The sequence below is a fragment of the Arcticibacter pallidicorallinus genome (genome assembly GCF_003002875.1).
Lineage (GTDB): Bacteria > Bacteroidota > Bacteroidia > Sphingobacteriales > Sphingobacteriaceae > Arcticibacter > Arcticibacter pallidicorallinus.
On sequence record NZ_PVTH01000002.1, the window covers coordinates 329,615 to 351,461 of the forward strand.

A 21,847-nucleotide genomic window follows, 5' to 3' on the forward strand; every position below is an offset into this window, starting at 1 on the left:
AGTGTCGACTCAACAGCTCTATTTAAACGGAAAGACTTCAAGGCTCAAGCACTGGGTTAGAGTAATCTCCCTGGCGGGATCGGCTCAACTAATTGTTCAGGCTACTAGTTTCGCCTGTGGTATTCTGGTTATAAGAATGCTGTCTACTCAGGAGTATGCTTTGTATACCATCGCTAACGCTGTACTAGGCACAATGGCTGTTCTGAATGATGGAGGTGTGACAACTGGAGCAATGTCTGAAGGTGCAAAATCCTGGCCAGATAAAGGGAGGTTAGGAAGCGTTCTCAATACATCGCTTCTACTTCGCAAGAAATTCGCAATTGCTAGTTTAATCGTCGTGCTTCCTATTCTCTTTTATATGTTGAGGAGTCACGATGCAAGTTGGATGTTGTGTTGCCTAATTTCCCTATCGCTAATTCCAGCTTTCCTGGCGACAATTTCAGGGTCTTTACTAGAGATTGTACCGAAGCTGAGTCAGGAAATAGCGCCATTGCAGAAGTTGCAGGTACAGAATAACGTGGGCAGGTTAGCATTGCTGTGTGTTTGTCTTTTTGCTATGCCTTGGGCTTTTATAGCTATTCTGGTGTCTGGGATCCCACAGATTTGGATGAATTTTAAACTGAGGCTTCTTGCCTCTCGACATGCCGACTTTAGTACTAAAGCCGACAAACAGATAAAAGCCTCCATTTTGAAGATTGTCTATCGGATAATGCCGGCTTCAATTTACTATTGTTTGTCTGGTCAAATTACTATTTGGCTTAGTTCAGTATACGGCTCAACATCGGTAGTAGCTCAACTCGGAGCTCTTGGAAGGATAGCCATGCTATTTAATCTCTTTTCAGTGTTGTTCGGAGCGCTTATAATGCCTCGCTTTGCGAGACTGCCTTTACAGAGGGATATGCTACTAAGGCGCTTTTTTCAGGTGGTGTTATTGCTCTTCGTACTATGTGTTGTCATTATGGTTGGCGCCTGGGCGTTCTCAGTTCAGATATTATGGGTGTTAGGCCCCCAGTACGCGAACCTCAATGATGAGGTGATCCTCAGTGTTCTAGCCAGCTGTATTGGGTTGATTGCGGGCAGTGCTTTTAATCTCTATTCAAACAGAGGTTGGACAATAAATCCCGCTTTGCTAATAACGTTAAGCCTATGCACTATAGGCCTCGGAGTATTACTTATTGATATCTCCACAATCAGGGGCATGATAAACCTCCAGCTTTTTATCGTGAGCTCTGAGGCTATTATGCACGGCGGATATTGTGTTTTTAGAATTAAAAAGATTGGGAGCTAAGCTTTGCTTAGCAGAAGATAAAGTCAACTGACAGGTCGGTTTAATATTCTTGAAGCCGTGGTTGTATGTATGCTAGTGAGCGACTATCCGTACCCTACAACTAAAGCCCACAGGATGTTGCTTTAAGCTTTGTCCTGCTTATTGCCTTCATAGGAACTGGAGGACAGCAAGGACGTAAGTCAGAGTTTTAAAATGCAGAAAAGATACTTCGGAAGCATTGAGCGATGTACTTCCGACATCTTCCCCTGAGTTTTGAGGGCTGACTTGTTGGTTGATTATTAAAATGCCGCATACACGGTAACTATTTATTAAAATATACACTTACAGCACGATGAATAAAGACGTTCATAAACGCCGCGTTGGCGCCAATATACTGCCGGCCCATGAATTTGATGGAATTAGAAGCGAACGGCAGCAGGGAGACTGGATAATATTCGGACTCGCCCATACACGTCTTTGGACTTTAAAGACCTATATACTCTTTATAAAAACAATGAAGTCAAGGGGGCTCCTGAAGCGTATTCTGGCAATTGGCCCGGTTAATAACAGTTATTCCAATCAGGAATATCAGTTTGCTAAAGATCACTTGGGCGAAAATGTATTGATCCAGCTAGGAGCCCTGCCAGCAGAGCAGGTTTCGGAGGAATTGCTTCGAGCGGAAGTTGCGCTGATTGCGTCTAGTCCGGAAGCTTTGAAAAAGTCCGGATTGTTTGCGGCTCTGGCCGCACATGCAGTTCCAGTAATTTGTGACGTGCCATCGAACTTGTCAGATCCCCCGGCGAAGGCTCTGTTTAAACCTGCAGAATTAATGAATAAGCCAGAGATATTAAGATCACCAGAATATGAGAAACGTAAAAAGCAGCTGCATCATTGGTTCTGGAGAACGCGGAACTGGAAGATAGTTGAGCTTAATATGAAAAGTTGGCTGAAAGAGGGCTAAAATAAACCTATCAAGTAGATGAAAATTTTTCTATCACATCCCACAGGTAATCGTAATGTTAGGGCGGTTCTTGAAACTCTCGACAAGGTCGGAATGCTAGCAGGGTTCAATACAACTGTTGCTGCTACTGCTGATTCTTCCTGGTTGAAATTTCTACCGAAGAGTCTGAGGCAAGAATGGTTACGCAGGTCCTACCCTGGATTATCTGCAAGAGTTAAGACCAGGCCATTTCTGGAACTTTCCAGGCTGTTATTGCCTAAGTTTGGTCTTGCTGCTTTCACAAGAAAAGAGTATGGCTTAGCTAGCATTGATGCTGTCTATAGAGATCTTGACCGGAATTTCGCCAGCAGCCTTCCCGACATATTACAATCACAAGCTTTTGAAGCGGTATACGCCTATGAGGATGGAGCGTATGAAACGTTCAAGATGGCAAAACACCTGGGGTTGAAATGTATCTACGATCTTCCTATTGCGTACTGGGAAACTAGCAGGCGTTTATTGCTCGAGGAGTCTGAGAGACTTCCGGCGTGGTCGGTGACTCTTGGGGGAGGCATTGAAGATTCGCCTGAGAAGCTGATAAGAAAGACCAAAGAACTGGAACTGGCAGACATCGTTGTTGGCCCGGGAAGCTTTGTGAAAAAATCCCTGCCTGAGTGGTGTGCCGATAAGAAAATAATCATGTCTCCTTTTGGATCACCCGAGGCGGTGATAAGCCCCTTAAAGGTGAAAAAAAATGCAGATCGGCCCTTGCGTGTGCTTTTTGTTGGGAGCATGGGGCAGCGAAAAGGACTCGGCGATCTATTTAATGCTATGAAAATGTTTAGTCCGGATGAAGTCGAACTGGTAATTCTCGGGCTCCCGCTTACTTCAATGGAATTCTATAGGCGGCAATTAGCGGCATTTACATATGAGCCGGCCAGACCGCATCAGCAGGTCCTGGAATTGATGAGATCATGTGACGTGTTCTGCCTGCCGTCGATAGTCGAGGGACGGGCATTGGTGATGCAGGAGGCTATGAGTCAGGGGTTGCCGATTATTATTACAGAAAATACGGGCGGTGCTGACCTTGTGAGGGAAGGTTGTACAGGCTTTCTTGTGCCGATCCGCTCGCCGGAAGCGATAGCAGAGAGGATCAGCTGGTTCCTCGCCAACCGGTCAGCGATACCATCGATGGGTAATTTAGCGATACAACATGCAGCTAACTACACCTGGGAAAACTACGGTTCAACTATCGTTAAACAGATTAGCGAAAAACAAACACCAATGCTTTACAATCATGTATAAAACTGCTAATGACCCCCCTAAGGTCCTAAAACAGGCAATATGGGTGTACTTTTTACTTATTTTGTTTGAAGGCGCATTAAGAAAATGGGTACTTCCACAACTCGCCGACCCACTTTTGGTCGTTCGTGATCCAATAGCCATTTTTCTAATTGGATATTCCTGGTACAAGGGGGTTTTACCAAACAGCTTGATGATGTATGGTATGATGGCGCTAACTGTTGCAGCTACAGTTGCCGGCCTGACTTTAGGTCACGGAAATTTAACTGTCGCAGTATATGGAGCACGAATATTCCTTCTTCATTTCCCCCTCATTTTCGTCATAGGGACAATTTTTAGGCGCGAAGATGTGCTTGAAATCGGGGAGGTAACGCTGTGGATTACTTTGCCTATGGCTATCTTGATAGTATTCCAGTTCTATAGTCCGCAATCCGCATTCGTGAACTGGGGTGTTGGAGGAAGCGAAGAGGGTGCGGGATTTTCGGGAGCGAACGGTTTTATGAGGCCGCCTGCAACTTTCTCATTTACTAATGGTACCGCTCACTTCTTCGGCTTTGCCGGGATCTTTTGTATCTATCATTGGTTGAAGACAGAGAAGATTAACAAACTGCTTCTGATAATGGCTTCTGTTGGAGTTTTAATAGCCATTCCTTTTTCCATTAGCAGAACCTTGACATTTATGCTGGGTCTTACGGTATTGGCAGCTTTCGTCGCAGTCTGGCAGAATCCCAGATATGTCAAGAAAATGCTGATAACAGGGGCTTCATTGACCCTACTTGTCCTATTGTTGAGCAAAACCGAATTACTCGGTCCGGCCATTGATGCCTTTCTGGCCAGATTTACTTCAGCTTCAGAGGTTGAGGGGGGGATGCAAGGAACATTTATCGATAGGTTTCTTGGTGGTATGTATGACGCGGTGCTAGCGTCTCCAAATGCTCCGTTCTTTGGACAGGGGATTGGAATGGGTACTAATGCCGGTACCCAGCTGTTAACCGGTGACTCGACCGACTTTTTAATATCTGAAGGTGAATGGGGTAGGTTAATAGGTGAAATGGGGCTCCTCTTCGGCATTACAGCCATATTGATCCGTACGACATTAGCTGTAAAAATCGGTTTACAAAGTATAAAAAAAGTTTCTAAAGGTGATATTCTCCCTTGGATGTTGTTTACATCGAGCTTCGTCGGAATAGTACAAGGGCAGTGGGCACAACCGACAAACCTTGGATTTAATGTGCTTATGGCAGGTTTAACCCTGGCCGCTTTGAAACCGCAAAAAACGTTGTGGAGAATTTTAAAAAGAGTCGAACTATGCAGTCCGGAGAGTCTCGAGACTCGCTCTAACGAAACCAGCTTGCAAGCTCATTGAAACATATTTCCTAACCTAATCGATTTCAAACATGAAAGTTTTACATGTAATACCATCACTTGATCCGAGGTTCGGTGGAATGTCACAAGCGGTAAGGACATTAGTCGCCGGTCTGCAACCGCAGGGGGTTTATAATGAAATAGTTACCCTTGATGAGCCAGCCGCTGCTTACATAAAAGAAAGCGCGATGATAATACACGCGTTAGGTAAGGGATCCGGACCATGGTGCTACAATAAAGCCTTATACCCCTGGCTCGTTAACAATTTGTCAAGTTATGATAAGGTGATTGTTCATGGTCTATGGCAATATCCGGGGTTTGCGTTGTTAAAAGCCATCAAAAAAGTGAAAGTTGAATATTATGTGATGCCTCACGGAATGCTTGATCCCTATTTTCAAAGGGCAAAGGGCCGCCGTTGGAAGGCTCTTCGCAATAGAATATACTGGAGATTGCTTGAAAGACATGTAGTCAATTCTGCCAATGGCTTGATGTTTACTTGCGAAGAAGAGAAGAGGCTTGCATATGAGCCTTTCGGTCCTTACAAGCCAAAGAGTGAAATGGTGGTAGGATTGGGCGTGGAGGAACCACCTCGAAAGAGCCTCGAGATGATGGACCTTTTTTATGCCTGCTACCCTGAGCTTCGTGACAGGACGTATATTCTATTCCTCAGTAGAATACATGAAAAAAAGGGAGTTGATATGCTGGTGGATAGTTATCGGGAAATGCTAACCCGGTTGAAGGAGACTGATCCGCGAACTGAGATGCCCAGGCTTTTGGTTGCCGGTCCCGGCATCGAAACCCCTTATGGGAGGCAAATACTCAAGCAGGTGGATAGTTATCCCGGCTTGAAAGAGCGCGTCATATTCCCGGGTATGCTGTCGGGCAACATGAAGTGGGCTGCTTATCACGGTGCCGAAGCATTTATCCTTCCCAGCCACCAGGAAAATTTTGGAATCGCGGTCGCTGAAGCTCTTGCCTGCAGCAAACCCGTGCTGATCTCAAACCAGGTGAATATCTATAAAGAAATTTCCGGGGGGCAGGCTGCAGTGGTTGCAGATGACACTCCTCAAGGTACTTATAAGTTACTGAAACACTGGATTGAAATGTCTGCTGAAGCGAAAGAGGGCATGGCAGAAAATGCGAGGTGTGTATATGAAAAGCATTTCGCCGTTGAGCCTGCTATGCAGCGAATAGTCAAAGCATTGAAATTAAAAAATAAAGAACATGGACCTGTTACAGCGTAATCAAGATGTTGATCCTTATTTACAACCAACATTCACTCTTGCGAACCGTCTCAGGCGCTTGCTGTGGATCGTGTCCTGGGCCTTGCTGTGCAGATGGACGCCAAGACCTCTGCATGCGTGGAGAGCTTTGGTCCTGCGTATGTTCGGAGCCAGGATTGGACGCGCAAATGCGATCTATCCGAATGTGACGATATGGGCTCCATGGTTATTGCAGACCGAAGACGTCGTGCGCATCGGACCGGGAGCTGAGATTTATAATCCAGGTGGTGTATATCTTTCGCATCACGTGACGATCTCTCAGTCAGCCTATATCTGCGGAGCGACTCACGATTACAACTCTCAGGACTTCACCTATATCACCAAGGAGCTCAGGTTAGAACCGTATGTATGGATTTGTGCAAAAGCTACCTTGTTACCGGGGGCCTATTGCCGGGAGGGAAGTGTTCTCGGCGCAGGTTCCTTAAGCAGCAAGAAGCTGGAGGCATGGACTGTGTACGCTGGAAATCCGGCCAGGGCGATTCGGTTGCGACATAATTTTTTAGAAGCGGGCAGTCCCGAAATCCAGGAAAGCGTTACGCAGTCCTATTCATCCACTGGAGAAAAAACGCTCTTCATCTAACCCTCCCCATACACGTTACAATCTTGCTCTCATGAAAAAAGACATCACCGCTAAAAAGAAAGTACTCATATTAGGAATTAATTTTGCTCCTGAACTCACCGGGATAGGCAAATATACAGGCGAAATGGTCGACTGGCTGGTCGAAAAAGACTATGATGTCACCATGGTAACGTCATTTCCATATTATCCAAACTGGAGCGTACAAAAGCCGTATTCTGGAAAGACATATAAAATGGAAACTGAAAAAGATGCTAAGCTTCGTATTTACAGATGTCCTATGTATGTCCCTGCTGTTCCCTCGGGAGCAAAAAGAGTGTTGCAGGAGCTGACTTTCCTGCTAAGCTCGTTTTTTGTCATTTTTTATTTGCTGTTTAAAAGAGGGCATCAGCAAATTTTTATAATGGCACCTCCATTTCATCTCGGCTTCTTAGGATTGTTTTACCGTTTTTTCAAAGGAGGAAAGATCGATTATCATATCCACGACATGCAAATTGAGGCGGCAAGACAATTGAAGGTAATTAAGGCTGATATCGCATTTAAAGTCCTTCTGAAGTTTGAAAAGTATATATTAAACCGTGTAGACTATGTAAGTACTATTTCCGGGGGGATGAAAGCGAAGGTCCAGAAGAAGGTTAAGCGGGATATCATCATGTTCCCTAATTGGGTGGATACTCAGAAGTTGTTTCCGCTGAATAATAGAAAAGGCTTGAAACAAACCTGGGGATATAACGAAGATGATAAGATCATCCTTTATTCAGGAAGTATTGGAGAAAAACAAGGTTTGCAAAGCCTTATTCCCATTGCAAAAAGCATGGAAAAACATCATTTCATTAAGTTTGTAATCTGCGGAATAGGACCTTATAAAGAGCAGCTTATGAAGCTTGCCTCAGATGCAAATCTAAGCAATATGACTTTTCTTCCTTTACAGCCACTGGATCAGTTTAATAACTTGCTGAACCTGGCTGATGTCCATCTTGTCCTGCAAAAAAAGAATGCAGCTGATCTGATGCTGCCTTCAAAACTTACCGGAATATTATCATCTGGGGGGCTGGCTCTGGTGACGGCAGACCCTGGGACCTCCCTTTACAAAGCTGTAGTTGACCACGAAATGGGCGTGGTAATACCTAGTGAAGATGATGCTGCACTAAGAGATGCTATCCTGGACTGTTGTATCTCCGACTATACCAACGAAACCCTGAAGGGTCGCTGGTATGCCGAAAAGTATCTTAATAAACATCAAATTTTAAGTAATGTGATGTCTTATGTAACTGAACCGAGCACCGTTGATCAAAATACACTGAAGTATCTTGATCTGACTAATGCTGGTTAAATCGCTACAGATACCTTGTTTGAGAGCAAGGTATTGTAGCGTTCAAGTAAGTCGATGTATTTGTCTTTCCAGTAATACTTGTTATAAAGGTCATCAGGTTCGGTCAATTCGTTTCCTAAAAACGATCTTTTCTTAAATCCCCTTTCAAAATCTTCTGATGTAAATAGCTGCGGAAGCTCGACAGAAAAATCATGGTTGATGACACAGCCGATCCTGAAAATGATTTCAGGTTTTAGTTGTTGTTGATTAAACCAATTGTAAACGGATCTGCGGTTGACATTTGTCAGGCGGGCTACGTCGCTAATTGAGTGTCCATTCCTTCTTACTACTTTTTCGATGATTTGTCCGTGATGTTGCATAATTGAGAGTTTTGTTAATTTGATATTGTTGCTTTATGTGATGATATGTCGCTTAATTATACACCTTGTCTATATGTACTTCGTGTATTAAAATCTACACATGGGGATTTAATTACACAAATAATAGGCGTTGCTGCTCCTTTTTTCTCAGAAATGATCGCCGTCATATTTCTTAATCCTATCTCCACATCTCTTTCCTATACAAAAAGTTCAATATCCATACCGTATAAAAGGCTTCTCGTTTTTTCACATAGCTGCGGATTATGTACTTTTTCCGGTGCTTAGTCTGAATAATGTCCTTGGTTACGGGTAAGCCGACGCTGTTTGTATTCACTACAATATCTCTTAAATGGGTTTCCTCCGCCAATTCTCAATGCTTCCGCTTTTCCCCGCAAAGATTATTGTCTGTTTATTTCGGGTTATAAACGCGAAAAATAAAAAATTGAAATATCTTGCGGACTTTAAGAATAATGCAGAGTTAATATGAAAAAAATACTCATCACTGGCGGCGCCGGTTTCATCGGCTCCCACGTAGTCAGACGCTTTGTAAACACCTACCCTGATTATCAAATTGTCAACCTGGATAAGCTGACTTATGCCGGGAATCTGGAAAATCTTCGGGATATAGAGAATAAGCCCAACTACCGCTTTGTAAAGGGCGATATTGTGGAGGGAGCTTTCATACAGTCCCTGTTTGAGGCGGAAAGTTTTGACGCCGTGATCCACCTGGCAGCCGAGAGTCATGTAGACCGCTCGATCAGCAGTCCGCTGGATTTCGTACTGACCAATGTAGTAGGTACGGTCAACCTGCTGAACGCTGCCCGCCAGTGCTGGAAGGATGACTATAGCAGCCGCCGTTTCTACCATGTCTCTACCGATGAAGTCTACGGAACCCTGGGAGAAACGGGCCTCTTCACCGAAGAGACAGCCTATGATCCGCATAGCCCATATTCGGCATCCAAGGCCAGCTCCGACCATTTCGTTCGTGCCTACGCCGATACCTACGGTATGGATACGGTCATCTCCAACTGCTCCAATAACTACGGTTCTTTCCATTTTCCGGAAAAGCTAATCCCTCTGGCCATCAATAATATCAAGAATAACAAACCCGTACCGGTCTACGGTAAGGGGGAGAACATCCGCGACTGGCTGTGGGTAGAAGACCATGCCCGTGCCATCGATGTGATCTTCCATCAGTCCGCGAGCGGCCAGACCTACAACATCGGGGGCCATAACGAATGGACGAACATCGATCTGATCCGTACGCTCTGCGCGGTAATGGACCGCAAGCTGGGCAGGGCAGAAGGGGAGTCGGCTAAGCTGATCACCTTTGTAACCGACCGTGCCGGTCATGACCTGCGTTACGCGATCGACTCGAGCAAACTGCAAAGGGAGCTGGGCTGGACGCCAAGCCTTCAGTTTGAAGAAGGACTGGAGAAGACCGTCGACTGGTACCTGGAGAACCAGGAGTGGCTGGAAAACGTCACCTCGGGCAACTACCAGTCTTATTATCAGGGACAATACAGCGACAGATAAGAGCAAAAGATATACATCAACGATAAATCCATACATGGAAATCATTACCACCCCACTGGAAGGCTGCCTGATCATCAAGCCAGCCGTGTTTCCCGACGCCAGGGGATACTTTTTTGAAAGCTTCAATGAGGAGCGCTTTAACGAACAGACAGGCCTGAAGGTACACTTCGTACAAGACAACCAGTCGGCCTCCGGCTATGGCGTGTTGCGCGGCCTGCACTATCAGCAGGGTGAGCATGCTCAGGCCAAGCTGGTACGGGTCATCAGCGGAGAAGTGCTGGACGTAGCCGTCGACCTGCGGGCAGGCTCGGCCACCTACGGGCAACACTACAGCGTGCTGCTGAGCGCCGCAAACAAACTGCAGTTCTTCGTGCCTCGGGGCTTCGCCCACGGCTTTGTCGTACTGAGTGAAACCGCCGAGTTCTTCTACAAATGCGACAACTACTATAACAAAGCCTCCGAAGGAGGGCTGCATTATGCAGATCCGGCACTGAATATTGACTGGCAGGTACCCGCCGATCAGCTCCTGGTGAGCGAGAAAGACCAGGTACTGCCCAATCTGGACAAGCTATGAGCAAAATAATCGTACTGGGCGCCTCAGGCCAGCTGGGCACCTGTCTGAAGATGGTATCCACCCGCCGGGGCATCCAGGATATCGCGTTTCCCTCCGAAGAGCAGGGGAATATCCTGGACGAAGCCGCACTGGAAATCCTGTTCAATGAGCACGCTCCACAATATGTGATCAACTGCGCGGCCTATACCGCAGTAGACAAGGCCGAAGAAGAGCTGGCCCTGGCCCGCCGGGTAAACCGCGACGGGGCAGAGAACCTGGCCCGCCTGTGCAAGAGCCATGGAGCAGTGCTGGTGCATATCTCCACCGACTTCGTCTTTCAGGGCGATACCCCAAAGCTGCTTACCGAAGAAGATGAGGCCCTGCCCATCAGCGTATACGGACTGACCAAGCTCGAAGGCGAGCAGGCCATCACGGATGAGCTGGAAGCCCATTACATCCTGCGTACCAGCTGGCTGTACTCCGAGTACGGCAACAACTTTGTCAAGACCATGCTGAAGCTGGGAGCCGAGCGCGATGAGCTCAGTATCATTGCCGATCAGGTAGGGGCACCCACGTATGCCATCGACCTGGCAGATGCCATCCTGAGCATTATCGAATCAGGCAAAAGCGCGTACGGTATCTACCATTACAGCAACGAAGGAACAATATCCTGGTACGACTTCGCCCGGGCGATCTTCGATATCAGCGGCACGCTGGTAAAGGTACAGCCCATTACCACGGCCCAGTACCCCACCAAAGCGATGCGGCCGGCTTTCTCGGCGATGAACAAGAGCAAAATAAGAAACACCTTTGCGCTGGAAATCCCCTACTGGAGAGACAGCCTGGTGCGGTGTATGAATGTATTAAAAGCATAATCATGAAAGGAATTATATTGGCCGGAGGCTCCGGCACCCGCTTGCATCCCCTGACGCTGGCTACCAGCAAGCAGATGATGCCGGTTTACGACAAACCGATGATCTATTACCCCCTGTCGATACTGATGCTGGCCGGGATCAGGGAGATCCTGATCATCTCCACGCCGCATGACCTTCCGGGCTTTGAGAAGCTGCTGGGCGACGGTTCCAAATTAGGCTGTAAGTTTTCCTATGCCGTACAGGAAGAACCCAACGGACTGGCTCAGGCTTTTGTGATCGGCGAGGAATTCGTAGGCAGCGACAGCGTGGCGCTGATCCTGGGCGACAACATCTTCTACGGAGACGGCCTGTCGAGCCTGCTGCAGGAGCTCAATGAGCCACAGGGTGGCGTTGTATTTGCCTACCAGGTATCCGATCCGGAGCGCTATGGTGTAGTGGAGTTTGACGCCAACAAGAAAGCCATCTCCATTGAAGAGAAGCCTGCGGCGCCTAAATCCAACTATGCGGTACCGGGACTGTATTTCTATGATAACTCGGTGATTGAAATTGCCAGGAACATCAAGCCCTCCCCAAGAGGAGAGTATGAGATCACGGACGTAAACAAAGTGTACCTAGAACAAGGTAAACTGAAGGTAGGCGTGTTAAGCCGTGGCACGGCCTGGCTGGACACCGGAACCTTCAACTCCCTGATGCAGGCTGGGCAGTTTGTACAGGTGATTGAAGAACGCCAGGGACTGAAGATCGGTTGTATTGAGGAAGTAGCCTACCGAATGGGCTTCATCAACAAGGAAGAGCTTAAAGCTGTTGCTGAACCGCTTGTAAAAAGTGGGTACGGGCAGTATTTGTTGAAAATGATATAAAACCAGCTGATTTACTGCAAATAATCCAAAAAAATGGCAAATATTCGCGCAGTTTTATATAATCTTTCTCAGAACTTTATACATAATCGCAGCGTGATCTTGCAATGTGCAAAATCTATGTAAATTTGGACGTAAAGTCAGAAACGTAATTTAATATAATTATACAATCATAATGAAGAAAAAGGCTCTCGTAACAGGCATCACTGGTCAGGATGGTGCATATCTGGCAGAATTATTATTATCCAAAGGATATGAAGTACACGGTATCAAACGCAGAAGTTCCCTGTTCAATACCGATCGTATCGATCACCTGTACCAGGATCCGCATGAAGAAGACGTTCGTTTCATCATGCATTACGGCGATCTTTCCGATTCAACCAACCTGATCCGCATCATTCAGCAGGTGCAGCCCGACGAGATCTACAACCTGGGGGCCATGAGCCACGTGAAAGTAAGTTTTGACACACCCGAGTATACCGCCAATGCCGATGGTATCGGAACCCTGCGTTTGCTGGAAGCGATCCGCATCCTGGGATTAACGGAGAAGACCCGTATCTATCAGGCATCTACCTCCGAGCTGTACGGATTGGTACAGGCTGTTCCGCAGTCCGAAACCACTCCTTTCTATCCCCGTTCACCGTATGCGGTAGCCAAGATGTACGCTTACTGGATCACGGTCAATTACCGTGAAGCTTATGGTATGTATGCCTGCAACGGTATCCTGTTCAACCATGAGAGCCCGCTGCGCGGAGAGACCTTCGTAACCCGTAAGATCACCCGTGGTGTTTCCAAGATTGCCCTGGGTATGCAAAGCTGCCTGTACCTGGGTAACCTGGATGCCAAACGCGACTGGGGACATGCCAAAGACTACGTTGAGGCGATGTGGCTGATCCTGCAACAGGAGAAAGCAGAAGATTTCGTTATTGCTACCGGAGTAACCACTACCGTTCGTGATTTCATCCGGATGGCCTTCTCTGAAGTAGGCATCACCATCGAGTTTAAGGGCGAAGGTGTAGATGAAAAAGCATATGTGGTATCCTGCGCCCATGCAGACCACCAGGTGCCGGCAGGCACACAGGTAGTGGCTGTAGATCCGCGTTATTTCCGCCCTACCGAAGTGGAGCTGTTGATCGGCGATCCTACCAAGTCCAAGACCAAGCTAGGCTGGACACCTAAGTACGACTTGCCGGCTTTGGTAAAAGACATGATGAGTGCAGACGTAGAGCTATTCCGTAAAGAAAAGACGCTGAAGGAACTGGGCTATGCGGTTAAAAATCAATTCGAATAATACCCCATATTGGAAAAGACAAACAAAATATATGTAGCCGGCCATAAAGGAATGGTCGGCTCTGCCATCCTGCGCAAGCTGCAGGCAGAAGGTTATGAGCATATCGTCACCCGAAGCTCCGCCGAGCTGGACCTGCGCGACCTGGCAGCAGTAGCTGCCTTCTTTGAGGCTGAAAAGCCTGAATACGTTTTCCTTGCTGCTGCCAAAGTGGGCGGCATTGTGGCCAACAACACCTACCGGGCAGACTTTATCTACGAGAATCTTTGCATCCAGAACAACGTGATCCACCAATCGTATCTGCATGGAGTAAAGAAGCTGATGTTCCTGGGATCGTCCTGCATTTACCCCAAGATGGCGCCTCAGCCACTGAAGGAAGAATATCTGCTGACCGGTTTACTTGAAGAAACCAACGAGCCCTACGCCATTGCCAAGATCGCCGGTATCAAGATGTGTGATGCCTACCGGGCGCAGTACGGCTGCAACTACATCTCGGTGATGCCAACCAACCTGTACGGGTTGAATGACAACTACCACCCGCAGAACTCACACGTACTGCCAGCCCTGATCCGCCGCTTCCATGAAGCCAAGCAAAATGGCCTTGAAGAAGTCGTGATCTGGGGAACAGGAACACCCATGCGGGAGTTCCTGTATGCAGATGATCTGGCAGAAGCCTGCTATTACCTGATGCAGCATTATAATGAACCGGGACTGGTCAACATCGGCACCGGAGAAGATGTCACCATCAAAGAACTGGCAGAACTGGTGAAAGAAACGGTGGGTTATCAGGGAGCAATCTCTTTTGATACCAGCAAACCTGATGGTACGCCCCGTAAGCTGATGGATGTATCCAAGCTTCATGGTTACGGATGGAAACACACCATCGAGCTGCCTGAAGGCATAAAACTTGCTTACCAGGATTTTCTGAGTAAAATATAGACACTAACGAAAACGCTGGATACAGTCTGATCCGGCGTTTTATCATCATATAAGATCTCTTACCGCGATCTATCCAATAATCATCTTCTTTTAGCATTTAAGCAGATACTATTTAGTATCCCTGCCGGGCTATGTATTATAAAACCTATTTGATGTCGCCTGGAATAATCCCTACTTCACCTTAAAATCACTCTAATTATGAACAACCCCATGCACTTCAGAAAAGATATCCAGGGCCTTCGTGCATTAGCTGTCATCGTCGTAATTATCTTTCATCTCGGATTTCTGCCCAATGGATATCTCGGCGTCGATGTATTTTTTGTTATCAGTGGTTTTCTGATTATAGGGATTATCAACAAGGACTTCATTAACGATACTTATTCTATCAAAGATTTTTATGTCAGGAGATTCAGGCGAATTATCCCGCTGGTTTTAATAACAGCTCTCGTGGCATTGGTCCTGGGCAGCTATTTTATGCTTCCGGACGACCTCGAAAACCTAAGTCAGTCTATAATTGCAACTAACTTCTTCAGTAACAATGTTCTCCAGCTCATAACTGTGCGAAATTATTGGGATGTCATGAATGAATATAAACCACTGATGCATACATGGAGCCTGGGAGTTGAAGAACAGTTTTATATAGTCATCCCTTTCCTGTTTCTATTTTCAAATAAGAAAAACAATAAGATTTTTGCAATCATTATGATCGCCACGTTAGCCTCCGCGCTGACCTACATTTTCTACAATGACGAGTCCGTCAAATTTTATATGCTTCCTATGCGATTTTTCGAGATCTCAATAGGGGGACTCGCCGCATTAAAAATACGCGAGATCAAGAGTAATGCCTACCTGTCGGGCATTTCATTTCTGGTTTTGATAGTGCTCCTCTTCTTTGATTTTGGATTAACGGGCGAACTGGAAACAATCATCGCTGTTATCGCTACCGTGCTGCTCATCGCAACTAACAAATCAAGCTTCAAGATAAATCAGTTGCTGGAGAACCGCATCGCCGTATACATCGGAACAATTAGCTTCAGTCTCTATATGTGGCATCAGGTGATACTCGCATTTTACCGTTATGCGATATCGCAGGAATTCAGTCTGTACACCTCATTACTGCTAGGTCTAACTATGCTTGCTGTGGCGATTCTATCTTATCATTTCATCGAAGACTATTTTCGAAGACCTCAGAATATATCTACAAAGAAGCTTCTTATGATATGTTCATTCTTGTTCCTGGGTCTAAATGCGGCCTCTTTTTATATCTACTTTAAAGCTGGAGTAATAAGAGATGTTCCGGAACTGAAAATTTCCGCTGCACACGTTGAAAGAGGGATGCACGCAAAATACAACTCGAAAATCAGGGAACTGACGGGCGACTTTACTGCATCGGAAAAAATTAATGTGCTTCTAATAGGCAACAGCTTTGCTCGTGACTGGGCAAATGTATTGCTGGAATCAGAGTTTAGGGATCAGATCAACATCTTTTACAGTGAATTTCCTTTTGAAACGAAAAATTTGCAGCATAACCTCGATATGGCGGATGTCATCTTTTTCTCCCCTTTTTATAAAGCCGAATATATCCCGGTCGCCACGAAATTTAAGATAGATGAGAAAAAGCTGTGGATAGTAGGAACAAAGAATTTCGGCCCCAATAACGGGCTTTTATATAACCAGAAGAGGAGTCAAGGTAATTGCGACCTAAGAGCAAATGTAAGCGACTATGCACTTAATGAAAACCGGGAGCTCATAGAAGAGTGGGGAGACCGCTATATAGACTTGCTGTCTTATGTCGTAGACACAGCCAATAAAGTGCCTGTATTCACTCAAAATTGCGAGTTTATAAGTCAGGACACCCGTCACTTCACACGTTCCGGCGCCAGGTTTTTTGCCAACAAGGTCAATCTCGCCCAATATCTTAATGTACCGAGAACCCCTCATACTAACCTTCATGCCGCCGCCGAATAAGCGGAGGCATGAAGGTTAGTATGAGGGTCTACTTGTCCGACGCTACATGATACGTCGGGTCTTCCAAAATATTAACCACGATTACACCTTCAGCATTCTTGAGGAGTAGACGGCAATCCTCACTAAGATGCCTGAGATGGAGTTTTTTATTTACTTTCTGATAACGTTCCGTTAACTTATTAAGCGCTTCGATTCCCGACATATCAGCGACCCGGCTGTCTCTAAAATCAATAACGACTTCAGAGGGGTCGTTCAAAACGTCAAATTTTTCAGTGAAAGTTGTCGCCGATCCAAAGAAAAGGGGGCCATATATTTCATAATGTTTGACACCTTTTTCGTCAATATATTTCCTCGCCCTGATACGGATCGCGCTGTCCCAGGCGAAAACGAGTGCTGATATGATAACTCCAATCAATACAGCAAGTGCAAGATTATGAAGCCAGACAGTAATAATCGCTACCAGGGCCATTACCAACACATCCTGCCTGGGCATTTTGTTAAGGATTTTAAAGCTGGTCCACTCAAAGGTACCTATTGCTACCATAATCATTACACCTGTAAGAGCCGCCATCGGCACCCGCTCTATAACCGGTGCTCCCACCAGAATAATGATCAGAATAGTAAACGCAGCAATAATGCCCGAAAGTCTCGCACGTGCTCCTGCAGACAGGTTAACCAACGTCTGTGCAATCATTGGACAGCCCCCCATCCCCGTAAAAAATCCGTTCAATATATTGGCGCCTCCCTGAGCTATACACTCCCTGTTTCCACTCCCTTTGGTGCCCGTAATCTCATCAACGAGATTCAAAGTAAGTAACCCTTCTGTCAGGCCGACCCCGGCCATAATCAGCGCATAGGGAAATACGACCTGTAAGGCATCCCAGGAAACAGGGATGTTAGGAATATGAAAAGGAGGAAATCCCCCGCTAACCGAAGCAATATCCTTCACTGTCTTTGTGTCAATATTCAGCATGAAGACAAACAGGGATACAATGACGATCGCCACCAGAGAAGGAGGGATCGTTTTAGAAAGTCTGGGCCAAAGAAAAACTATCCCTATCGTTAGAGCTACGAGGCCGGCCATGATATAAAGGGGATTGCCGCTTAGCCATGCTGCCTCTCCGTTTGTAACGGTCTGAAATTGCTCCAGCTGCGCCATGAATATAACAACGGCAAGTCCATTTACGAACCCGAACATCACCGGCTGGGGTACCAACCGTATAAATTTTCCCAGCTTAAAAAGTCCGACCAGTATTTGCAGTACCCCCGCCAGTGCAACTGCAGCGAATACATATTCAATGCCATGCGATTGCATCAGTGCAATGAGCACGATTACTGTCGCTCCGGCTCCTCCCGAAATCAGACCCGGACGCCCCCCCAATACAGAGGCCACCAATCCCATGATAAAGGCAGCATACAAACCGCTTAAGGGTGGAAAGCCGGCAAGGATCGCAAAAGACAGTGATTCTGGAATCATAGTCATCGCAACAGTTAGTCCGGCAAGAATTTCAATCTTATAATCAACCTTTTGTGAAAAGTCGAAGAGACGTAGATAAGGCTTCATCCTTAGAGAATAGTTAACGAGTGGAATAATAACCAGGGTAGTAAAGCCGAGCCATCATCATTGAAACAGCAAAGATATTAAGGTTCTGTTTACCCGCCAAATCAAAACATAAGAATCAGAATCCCTCCTCGGATCCCGCCAGATCTCTGATATTCTCTACCCATGGAATCGCATCGTCTGTTGGGCGAGTGCATACGTTCAGGAATAAGTTTCCTGAATTGACTATCTTGGGAGTGCATAAAAGCAGCTATAGTGAGAATTAAAAACCCTTCCCATAGCAATCAAATGTAGCGGGAGAAAAAAACAGGTATGAACAATAATGAACTCAAACGCCTCTTGCAGGCCAATATTATCACGGAGGATACCGCTGAAAGGATCAGAGAATACTACCGCGACAATAAAAGGCAATCAAGATTTACCCTATCGGCTGTTTTTGCCATCTTTGCTTCCGTATTCGTCAGCATGGGCATTATTCTGATCATCGCCCATAACTGGGATGAACTACCCAAATTACTGAAGATCGTATTCGCTTTCGTACCCCTCCTGACTGCCCAGTCCTTGTGTCTCTATACTTTAATTCGAAACCGTGACAGTATTGCCTGGAAAGAAGGTAGCGCCACCTTTCTCTTCTTTTCCCTTGGTGCCTGCATGGCCTTGATCAGTCAGATCTACCATATTCCGGGCGATCTGGCAGAGTTTGTTTTTACGTGGATGATCTTTTGTCTCCCCGCGATTTATATCATGAATTCTTCGGTTTTGTCGATATTGTACCTTGCCGGCATTACCTGGTACGCTGCCGAAACCGGCTATTGGTCCAGTACTTCAGGATCTGCACTATGGTATTGGCTATTACTAATACTCGCTATTCCTCATTATTACCTTTTGCTCCATAAACACCCAGAAAGCAATTTTACTATTTACCACAACTGGGTGGTTCCGCTTTCTGTCACAGCTGTTTTAGGAACTTTGTCTGCTTCCTTTCCCGAGCTGATGTACGTCGCTTATATGAGCCTTTTTGGGGTGTTTTATCTTGGCGGACAATCGTCATTTTTCTCTTCCTCTAAGCGACGAAATAACGGCTACCTCATATTGGGAGCCCTCGGCACGGTATCGTTGCTCTTATCGCTCAGCTTTGAATGGTTTTGGAAAAAGCTACCTGCCAAAGATTTTGATTTATCTTCCTTATTGATTAGCCAGGAGTTCTTATTCGCACTGGTTCTTTCGTGCGTGGCTCTCCTGTTTTTGTACCAGTCCAACAGGCTAAAAATACAGCGCATCAAGCCTCTCGATGGTATCTTTTTGGTCTTCATTGTGGTGTTTATGATAGGGGCATACTCCATGATATCCATGATCCTTATCAATATCATACTCTTGCTCATTGGTATGATGACGATCTGGGAGGGCGTCCGTTCCGATCATTTGGGCATACTTAATTATGGCGTGTTAATCATCGCCGCGCTTACCTTATGCAGATTCTTCGATACAGACCTCAGTTTTGTTATCAGGGGAATGCTTTTTATAGTAGTTGGTGCAGCAATATTTATTTTAAATACATGGATGCTCAAAAAAAGAATATAAAGAAGTGGGTTATTCCGGCCTTTATCCTGCTTTGTCTGGCTCAACTCGTTCTTCCGATAAAGATGGTGGCTGATCGTGAAGCGGTAGTGTTAAAAGGAAAGGCTTTTCGCTTTAAAGTTGCGCCTCTTGATCCAAACGACCCGTTTCGCGGAAAATATATCACACTTCGATACGAAGCAGATAGTGTAAAAGTCAAAAATGTGAATGAATGGGTGAGAAATTCAAAGATATATGCTTTGCTTGATACTGATTTACAGGGCTACGCTTTCGTAAGGGGCATATCGGCCAGCCGGCCTGATGATCAGTTAGACTACGTGGAAGCTTTCGTCACCGTAATGAACCTAGAGGATAAAAATACGCTGCATATAACTTATCCGTTCAACCGTTTCTACATGGAGGAAACCAAGGCTATGAAGGCTGAAAAGATGTTTCTTGAATCGCTACGGAGCCCTCGAAGTAATGTTTTTGCGGAGATCTATGTCCGGGACGGAAAGGCAGTGATAAACGATGTAGTTATTAACGGACAATCGGTAAGAGACATTTCGATAAACCTGAAATAGCGTATCCCGGTACATTAAAACAGCATTTCTGCCAGTGAAATAAAACTTTACAAATCGGCTATTTATTTGGACTTAAATTGTGAAAGCCATCTTAGATAAATACGCTTAGTTTTATTTCGTCGAAATACTGCCGTTTATGCTATACTCACTCATTTATTTCAGTACATGTACCAGTCTCATGAGACCAGAGGATCTGAAGCTGCTGTCAAAGCAATCGGCCAGGTTCAATACGGAAAACGATCTCACCGGAATGCTGGTTTATGTCGAAGGACGATCCGTCAAGTATACTGAAGGACGGTTTATGCAGATTCTGGAAGGCTCTCGATTTATGGTTCAGAGGGTGTTCTCAAAGATAAAAGAAGATTGCAGGCATCACCAGATTGTTGTATTGAAGGAACAGGCTATCAAAAGACGCGAGTTCAGAGCGTGGAGCCTGGGTTTTGAAATACTGGATCTTGATAAAGACCGTAGGTTGCAAGAGTTTTTTCAACTCGATTCGCACATCTTAAAAAGTGAGGAGTTTAAAGCTACTAATGTTCCCCTTATCTTCCTGAAGAGCTTTTATAAATCGCTGTTCAATATTCCCGAAGTTGAAACAGAAACCAGTGAACTGAGGGGCTTCGTGCAAGCCCACTGATACGCTTAATGACCTAGCAGAGAATTTAGTCGCATGGCTATTGCTTGCAGAAGGCCGGCGCTCAGCTGTTTGCTCTTGTTTATCTGTTCATGGCTTACAAGTGCCCTGTAGTTGCGTTCCTCATCAGGTTCAAAAATAACTGGTATACCATCAATGTTAATTTCTATCTTATGGAGGTATCCCATAATGTGCAGTCGACCTTCATACTCAAGATCCTTACCCAGATAAGAGACAGGGATTAAAAAAGGTTCATCCATATTAACATTATTTTTACTTTCAATAGCTTGCCGAAAATAGAGTATAAAATATGAAATATCTAATTTCACGGCATGAATTTCAAACTCATTACGCTCGCTCTGACTTTTTTGATGATTCCCCTGATTTCGATTGCCCAAATGCAGGAGAACTCAGGCTGGGCTGCCTGGTTCAATAGTTACAGGGTGTCTGATAAAGTGGGTATCCATTTTGACGGCCAGTTAAGAACCTCTGATGATTTTGAATCCATTAAAAACGTCCTGATCAGACCCGGCGTCACCTGGTTCTTTGATGATACAAAGAATGCTACGGCCGGCTATGCCCTTATCCGGACTTACCAGAAATTGGACGGCATTTCAGATGCAGACCTGACCGAGCACCGTATATGGCAGCAGTTTATATACCATCAGAAAGTAAGCCGTGCAAGCCTTACGCACCGCTTCCGACTCGAGCAGCGATTTATAGGCCAGCTCAGCGAGGATATCTTCTCACAGCGTCTTAGATATTTCTTAAGAGCGCAGATTCCTCTGAAAAATACCGACAACGCTCCGTTCTCCAGGGGAGCGTTCGTAGCGTTGCAGAACGAAGTATTCCTTCATTTACAAAATAGGGATAAACTTAACGGATATCTATTTGACCAGAACCGTGCGTATGTTGCAGCGGGTTACAGATTCAGCCCGGCTGTTGACCTCGAAGCTGGTTATCTAAATCAAGGAAGCAAAGGCAGACATAGAAGCGTTATAAATAACGCTGTTCAACTGGCAGTTTATACGAGGTTTTAATACATCCCGCTTCATTATCGTAAATTCGC

At 45.7% G+C, this 21,847-nt stretch carries 21 protein-coding genes; 18 read left to right on the forward strand and 3 right to left on the reverse strand.

Features of this window, described 5'->3' with window-relative positions:
- Position 1: 1 nt before the first annotated feature.
- From B0I27_RS04190 to B0I27_RS04220, 7 genes are all read left to right on the forward strand, one after another.
- A complete protein-coding gene (locus B0I27_RS04190) occupies positions 2–1,288 on the forward strand; it encodes a lipopolysaccharide biosynthesis protein (protein ID WP_106291749.1) in 1,287 nt (428 codons plus the stop codon).
- Positions 1,289–1,619: 331 nt separating this feature from the next.
- Positions 1,620–2,228, forward strand: a complete 609-nt coding sequence (locus B0I27_RS04195) for a glycosyltransferase (protein ID WP_106291751.1) — start codon at positions 1,620–1,622, stop codon at positions 2,226–2,228.
- An 18-nt stretch (positions 2,229–2,246) separates the two neighbouring features.
- The gene (locus B0I27_RS04200) at positions 2,247–3,512 is read left to right on the forward strand and encodes a glycosyltransferase family 4 protein (RefSeq protein ID WP_106291753.1); all 1,266 of its coding nucleotides are present in this window, start codon (positions 2,247–2,249) and stop codon (positions 3,510–3,512) included.
- Entirely contained in the window at positions 3,505–4,875 is a 1,371-nt protein-coding gene (locus B0I27_RS04205) for a hypothetical protein (RefSeq protein WP_181276673.1), read from the forward strand. Before B0I27_RS04200 ends, B0I27_RS04205 begins: the two co-directional genes overlap by 8 nt.
- Positions 4,876–4,906: 31 nt before the next feature.
- Positions 4,907–6,118 (forward strand): glycosyltransferase, encoded by a 1,212-nt coding sequence (locus B0I27_RS04210; RefSeq protein ID WP_106291755.1) that lies wholly within the window; start codon positions 4,907–4,909, stop codon positions 6,116–6,118.
- Complete coding sequence (locus B0I27_RS04215) at positions 6,099–6,737, forward strand: LbetaH domain-containing protein (protein WP_181276674.1); 639 nt, start codon at positions 6,099–6,101, stop codon at positions 6,735–6,737. The genes B0I27_RS04210 and B0I27_RS04215 overlap by 20 nt, the downstream gene beginning before the upstream one ends.
- Positions 6,738–6,768: 31 nt before the next feature.
- Positions 6,769–8,067 carry a WcaI family glycosyltransferase gene (locus tag B0I27_RS04220; RefSeq protein WP_106291757.1) on the forward strand — a complete coding sequence of 433 codons (1,299 nt, stop codon included), beginning with the start codon at positions 6,769–6,771 and terminating at the stop codon, positions 8,065–8,067.
- Here B0I27_RS04220 and B0I27_RS04225 read toward each other — a convergent pair.
- Complete coding sequence (locus tag B0I27_RS04225; protein ID WP_106291759.1) at positions 8,064–8,429, reverse strand: helix-turn-helix domain-containing protein; 366 nt, start codon at positions 8,427–8,429, stop codon at positions 8,064–8,066. The genes B0I27_RS04220 and B0I27_RS04225 overlap by 4 nt on opposite strands.
- 480 nt (positions 8,430–8,909) lie before the next feature.
- On the opposite strand from B0I27_RS04225, the gene rfbB reads away from it, so the two are divergent.
- From rfbB to B0I27_RS04260, 7 genes are all read left to right on the forward strand, one after another.
- Positions 8,910–9,962 carry a dTDP-glucose 4,6-dehydratase gene (gene rfbB / locus B0I27_RS04230; protein ID WP_106291761.1) on the forward strand — a complete coding sequence of 351 codons (1,053 nt, stop codon included), beginning with the start codon at positions 8,910–8,912 and terminating at the stop codon, positions 9,960–9,962.
- Positions 9,847–10,536: a dTDP-4-dehydrorhamnose 3,5-epimerase gene (rfbC, locus tag B0I27_RS04235; RefSeq protein ID WP_425428112.1), complete on the forward strand. Its 690-nt coding sequence runs from the start codon at positions 9,847–9,849 to the stop codon at positions 10,534–10,536. Before rfbB ends, rfbC begins: the two co-directional genes overlap by 116 nt.
- Positions 10,533–11,390 carry a dTDP-4-dehydrorhamnose reductase gene (rfbD, locus tag B0I27_RS04240; protein ID WP_106291765.1) on the forward strand — a complete coding sequence of 286 codons (858 nt, stop codon included), beginning with the start codon at positions 10,533–10,535 and terminating at the stop codon, positions 11,388–11,390. The genes rfbC and rfbD overlap by 4 nt, the downstream gene beginning before the upstream one ends.
- Positions 11,391–11,392: 2 nt before the next feature.
- The gene (rfbA, locus tag B0I27_RS04245) at positions 11,393–12,250 is read left to right on the forward strand and encodes a glucose-1-phosphate thymidylyltransferase RfbA (protein ID WP_106291767.1); all 858 of its coding nucleotides are present in this window, start codon (positions 11,393–11,395) and stop codon (positions 12,248–12,250) included.
- Positions 12,251–12,422: 172 nt separating this feature from the next.
- The gene (gene gmd / locus B0I27_RS04250; protein WP_106291769.1) at positions 12,423–13,538 is read left to right on the forward strand and encodes a GDP-mannose 4,6-dehydratase; all 1,116 of its coding nucleotides are present in this window, start codon (positions 12,423–12,425) and stop codon (positions 13,536–13,538) included.
- Between the two features lie 9 nt (positions 13,539–13,547).
- Entirely contained in the window at positions 13,548–14,474 is a 927-nt protein-coding gene (gene fcl / locus B0I27_RS04255; RefSeq protein ID WP_106291771.1) for a GDP-L-fucose synthase, read from the forward strand.
- 198 nt (positions 14,475–14,672) lie between these two features.
- Positions 14,673–16,442 (forward strand): acyltransferase family protein, encoded by a 1,770-nt coding sequence (locus B0I27_RS04260; protein WP_106291773.1) that lies wholly within the window; start codon positions 14,673–14,675, stop codon positions 16,440–16,442.
- A gap of 28 nt (positions 16,443–16,470) precedes the next feature.
- Here the strand turns inward: B0I27_RS04260 and B0I27_RS04265 are convergent, their stop codons facing one another.
- The gene (locus B0I27_RS04265; protein ID WP_106291775.1) at positions 16,471–18,006 is read right to left on the reverse strand and encodes a SulP family inorganic anion transporter; all 1,536 of its coding nucleotides are present in this window, start codon (positions 18,004–18,006) and stop codon (positions 16,471–16,473) included.
- Between the two features lie 309 nt (positions 18,007–18,315).
- Between B0I27_RS04265 and B0I27_RS04270 the strand changes: the two genes are divergently transcribed.
- The 3 genes from B0I27_RS04270 to B0I27_RS04280 all read left to right on the forward strand — a co-directional run bounded on the left by B0I27_RS04270 (position 18,316) and on the right by B0I27_RS04280 (position 20,781).
- Positions 18,316–19,584, forward strand: coding sequence for a DUF2157 domain-containing protein (locus B0I27_RS04270; RefSeq protein ID WP_106291777.1), 1,269 nt, complete (start codon positions 18,316–18,318; stop codon positions 19,582–19,584).
- The gene (locus tag B0I27_RS04275; protein ID WP_181276675.1) at positions 19,560–20,144 is read left to right on the forward strand and encodes a GDYXXLXY domain-containing protein; all 585 of its coding nucleotides are present in this window, start codon (positions 19,560–19,562) and stop codon (positions 20,142–20,144) included. The genes B0I27_RS04270 and B0I27_RS04275 overlap by 25 nt, the downstream gene beginning before the upstream one ends.
- Positions 20,145–20,280: 136 nt before the next feature.
- Positions 20,281–20,781 (forward strand): BLUF domain-containing protein, encoded by a 501-nt coding sequence (locus B0I27_RS04280; protein WP_106291781.1) that lies wholly within the window; start codon positions 20,281–20,283, stop codon positions 20,779–20,781.
- A gap of 5 nt (positions 20,782–20,786) precedes the next feature.
- On the opposite strand, the gene B0I27_RS04285 is transcribed toward B0I27_RS04280, so the two are convergent.
- The gene (locus tag B0I27_RS04285; protein WP_106291783.1) at positions 20,787–21,038 is read right to left on the reverse strand and encodes a hypothetical protein; all 252 of its coding nucleotides are present in this window, start codon (positions 21,036–21,038) and stop codon (positions 20,787–20,789) included.
- Between the two features lie 72 nt (positions 21,039–21,110).
- Here B0I27_RS04285 and B0I27_RS04290 point away from each other — a divergent pair, with 72 nt between their 5' ends.
- Positions 21,111–21,818: a DUF2490 domain-containing protein gene (locus B0I27_RS04290; protein ID WP_245925429.1), complete on the forward strand. Its 708-nt coding sequence runs from the start codon at positions 21,111–21,113 to the stop codon at positions 21,816–21,818.
- Positions 21,819–21,847: the final 29 nt, after the last annotated feature.

Excerpts from the sequence above, each read along its gene's own strand:
- B0I27_RS04260 (WP_106291773.1), top strand. The coding sequence starts at position 14,673 with ATGAACAACCCCATGCACTTCAGAAAAGATATCCAGGGCCTTCGTGCA.
- gmd (WP_106291769.1), top strand. The coding sequence starts at position 12,423 with ATGAAGAAAAAGGCTCTCGTAACAGGCATCACTGGTCAGGATGGTGCA.
- rfbB (WP_106291761.1), top strand. The coding sequence starts at position 8,910 with ATGAAAAAAATACTCATCACTGGCGGCGCCGGTTTCATCGGCTCCCAC.
- rfbD (WP_106291765.1), top strand. The coding sequence starts at position 10,533 with ATGAGCAAAATAATCGTACTGGGCGCCTCAGGCCAGCTGGGCACCTGT.
- B0I27_RS04205 (WP_181276673.1), top strand. The coding sequence starts at position 3,505 with ATGTATAAAACTGCTAATGACCCCCCTAAGGTCCTAAAACAGGCAATA.
- B0I27_RS04210 (WP_106291755.1), top strand. The coding sequence starts at position 4,907 with ATGAAAGTTTTACATGTAATACCATCACTTGATCCGAGGTTCGGTGGA.
- B0I27_RS04195 (WP_106291751.1), top strand. The coding sequence starts at position 1,620 with ATGAATAAAGACGTTCATAAACGCCGCGTTGGCGCCAATATACTGCCG.
- B0I27_RS04215 (WP_181276674.1), top strand. The coding sequence starts at position 6,099 with ATGGACCTGTTACAGCGTAATCAAGATGTTGATCCTTATTTACAACCA.
- B0I27_RS04285 (WP_106291783.1), bottom strand. The coding sequence starts at position 21,038 with ATGGATGAACCTTTTTTAATCCCTGTCTCTTATCTGGGTAAGGATCTT.
- B0I27_RS04270 (WP_106291777.1), top strand. The coding sequence starts at position 18,316 with ATGAACAATAATGAACTCAAACGCCTCTTGCAGGCCAATATTATCACG.
- B0I27_RS04220 (WP_106291757.1), top strand. The coding sequence starts at position 6,769 with ATGAAAAAAGACATCACCGCTAAAAAGAAAGTACTCATATTAGGAATT.
- B0I27_RS04275 (WP_181276675.1), top strand. The coding sequence starts at position 19,560 with ATGGATGCTCAAAAAAAGAATATAAAGAAGTGGGTTATTCCGGCCTTT.
- B0I27_RS04265 (WP_106291775.1), bottom strand. The coding sequence starts at position 18,006 with ATGAAGCCTTATCTACGTCTCTTCGACTTTTCACAAAAGGTTGATTAT.
- rfbA (WP_106291767.1), top strand. The coding sequence starts at position 11,393 with ATGAAAGGAATTATATTGGCCGGAGGCTCCGGCACCCGCTTGCATCCC.
- B0I27_RS04280 (WP_106291781.1), top strand. The coding sequence starts at position 20,281 with ATGCTATACTCACTCATTTATTTCAGTACATGTACCAGTCTCATGAGA.
- B0I27_RS04200 (WP_106291753.1), top strand. The coding sequence starts at position 2,247 with ATGAAAATTTTTCTATCACATCCCACAGGTAATCGTAATGTTAGGGCG.
- B0I27_RS04290 (WP_245925429.1), top strand. The coding sequence starts at position 21,111 with ATGAATTTCAAACTCATTACGCTCGCTCTGACTTTTTTGATGATTCCC.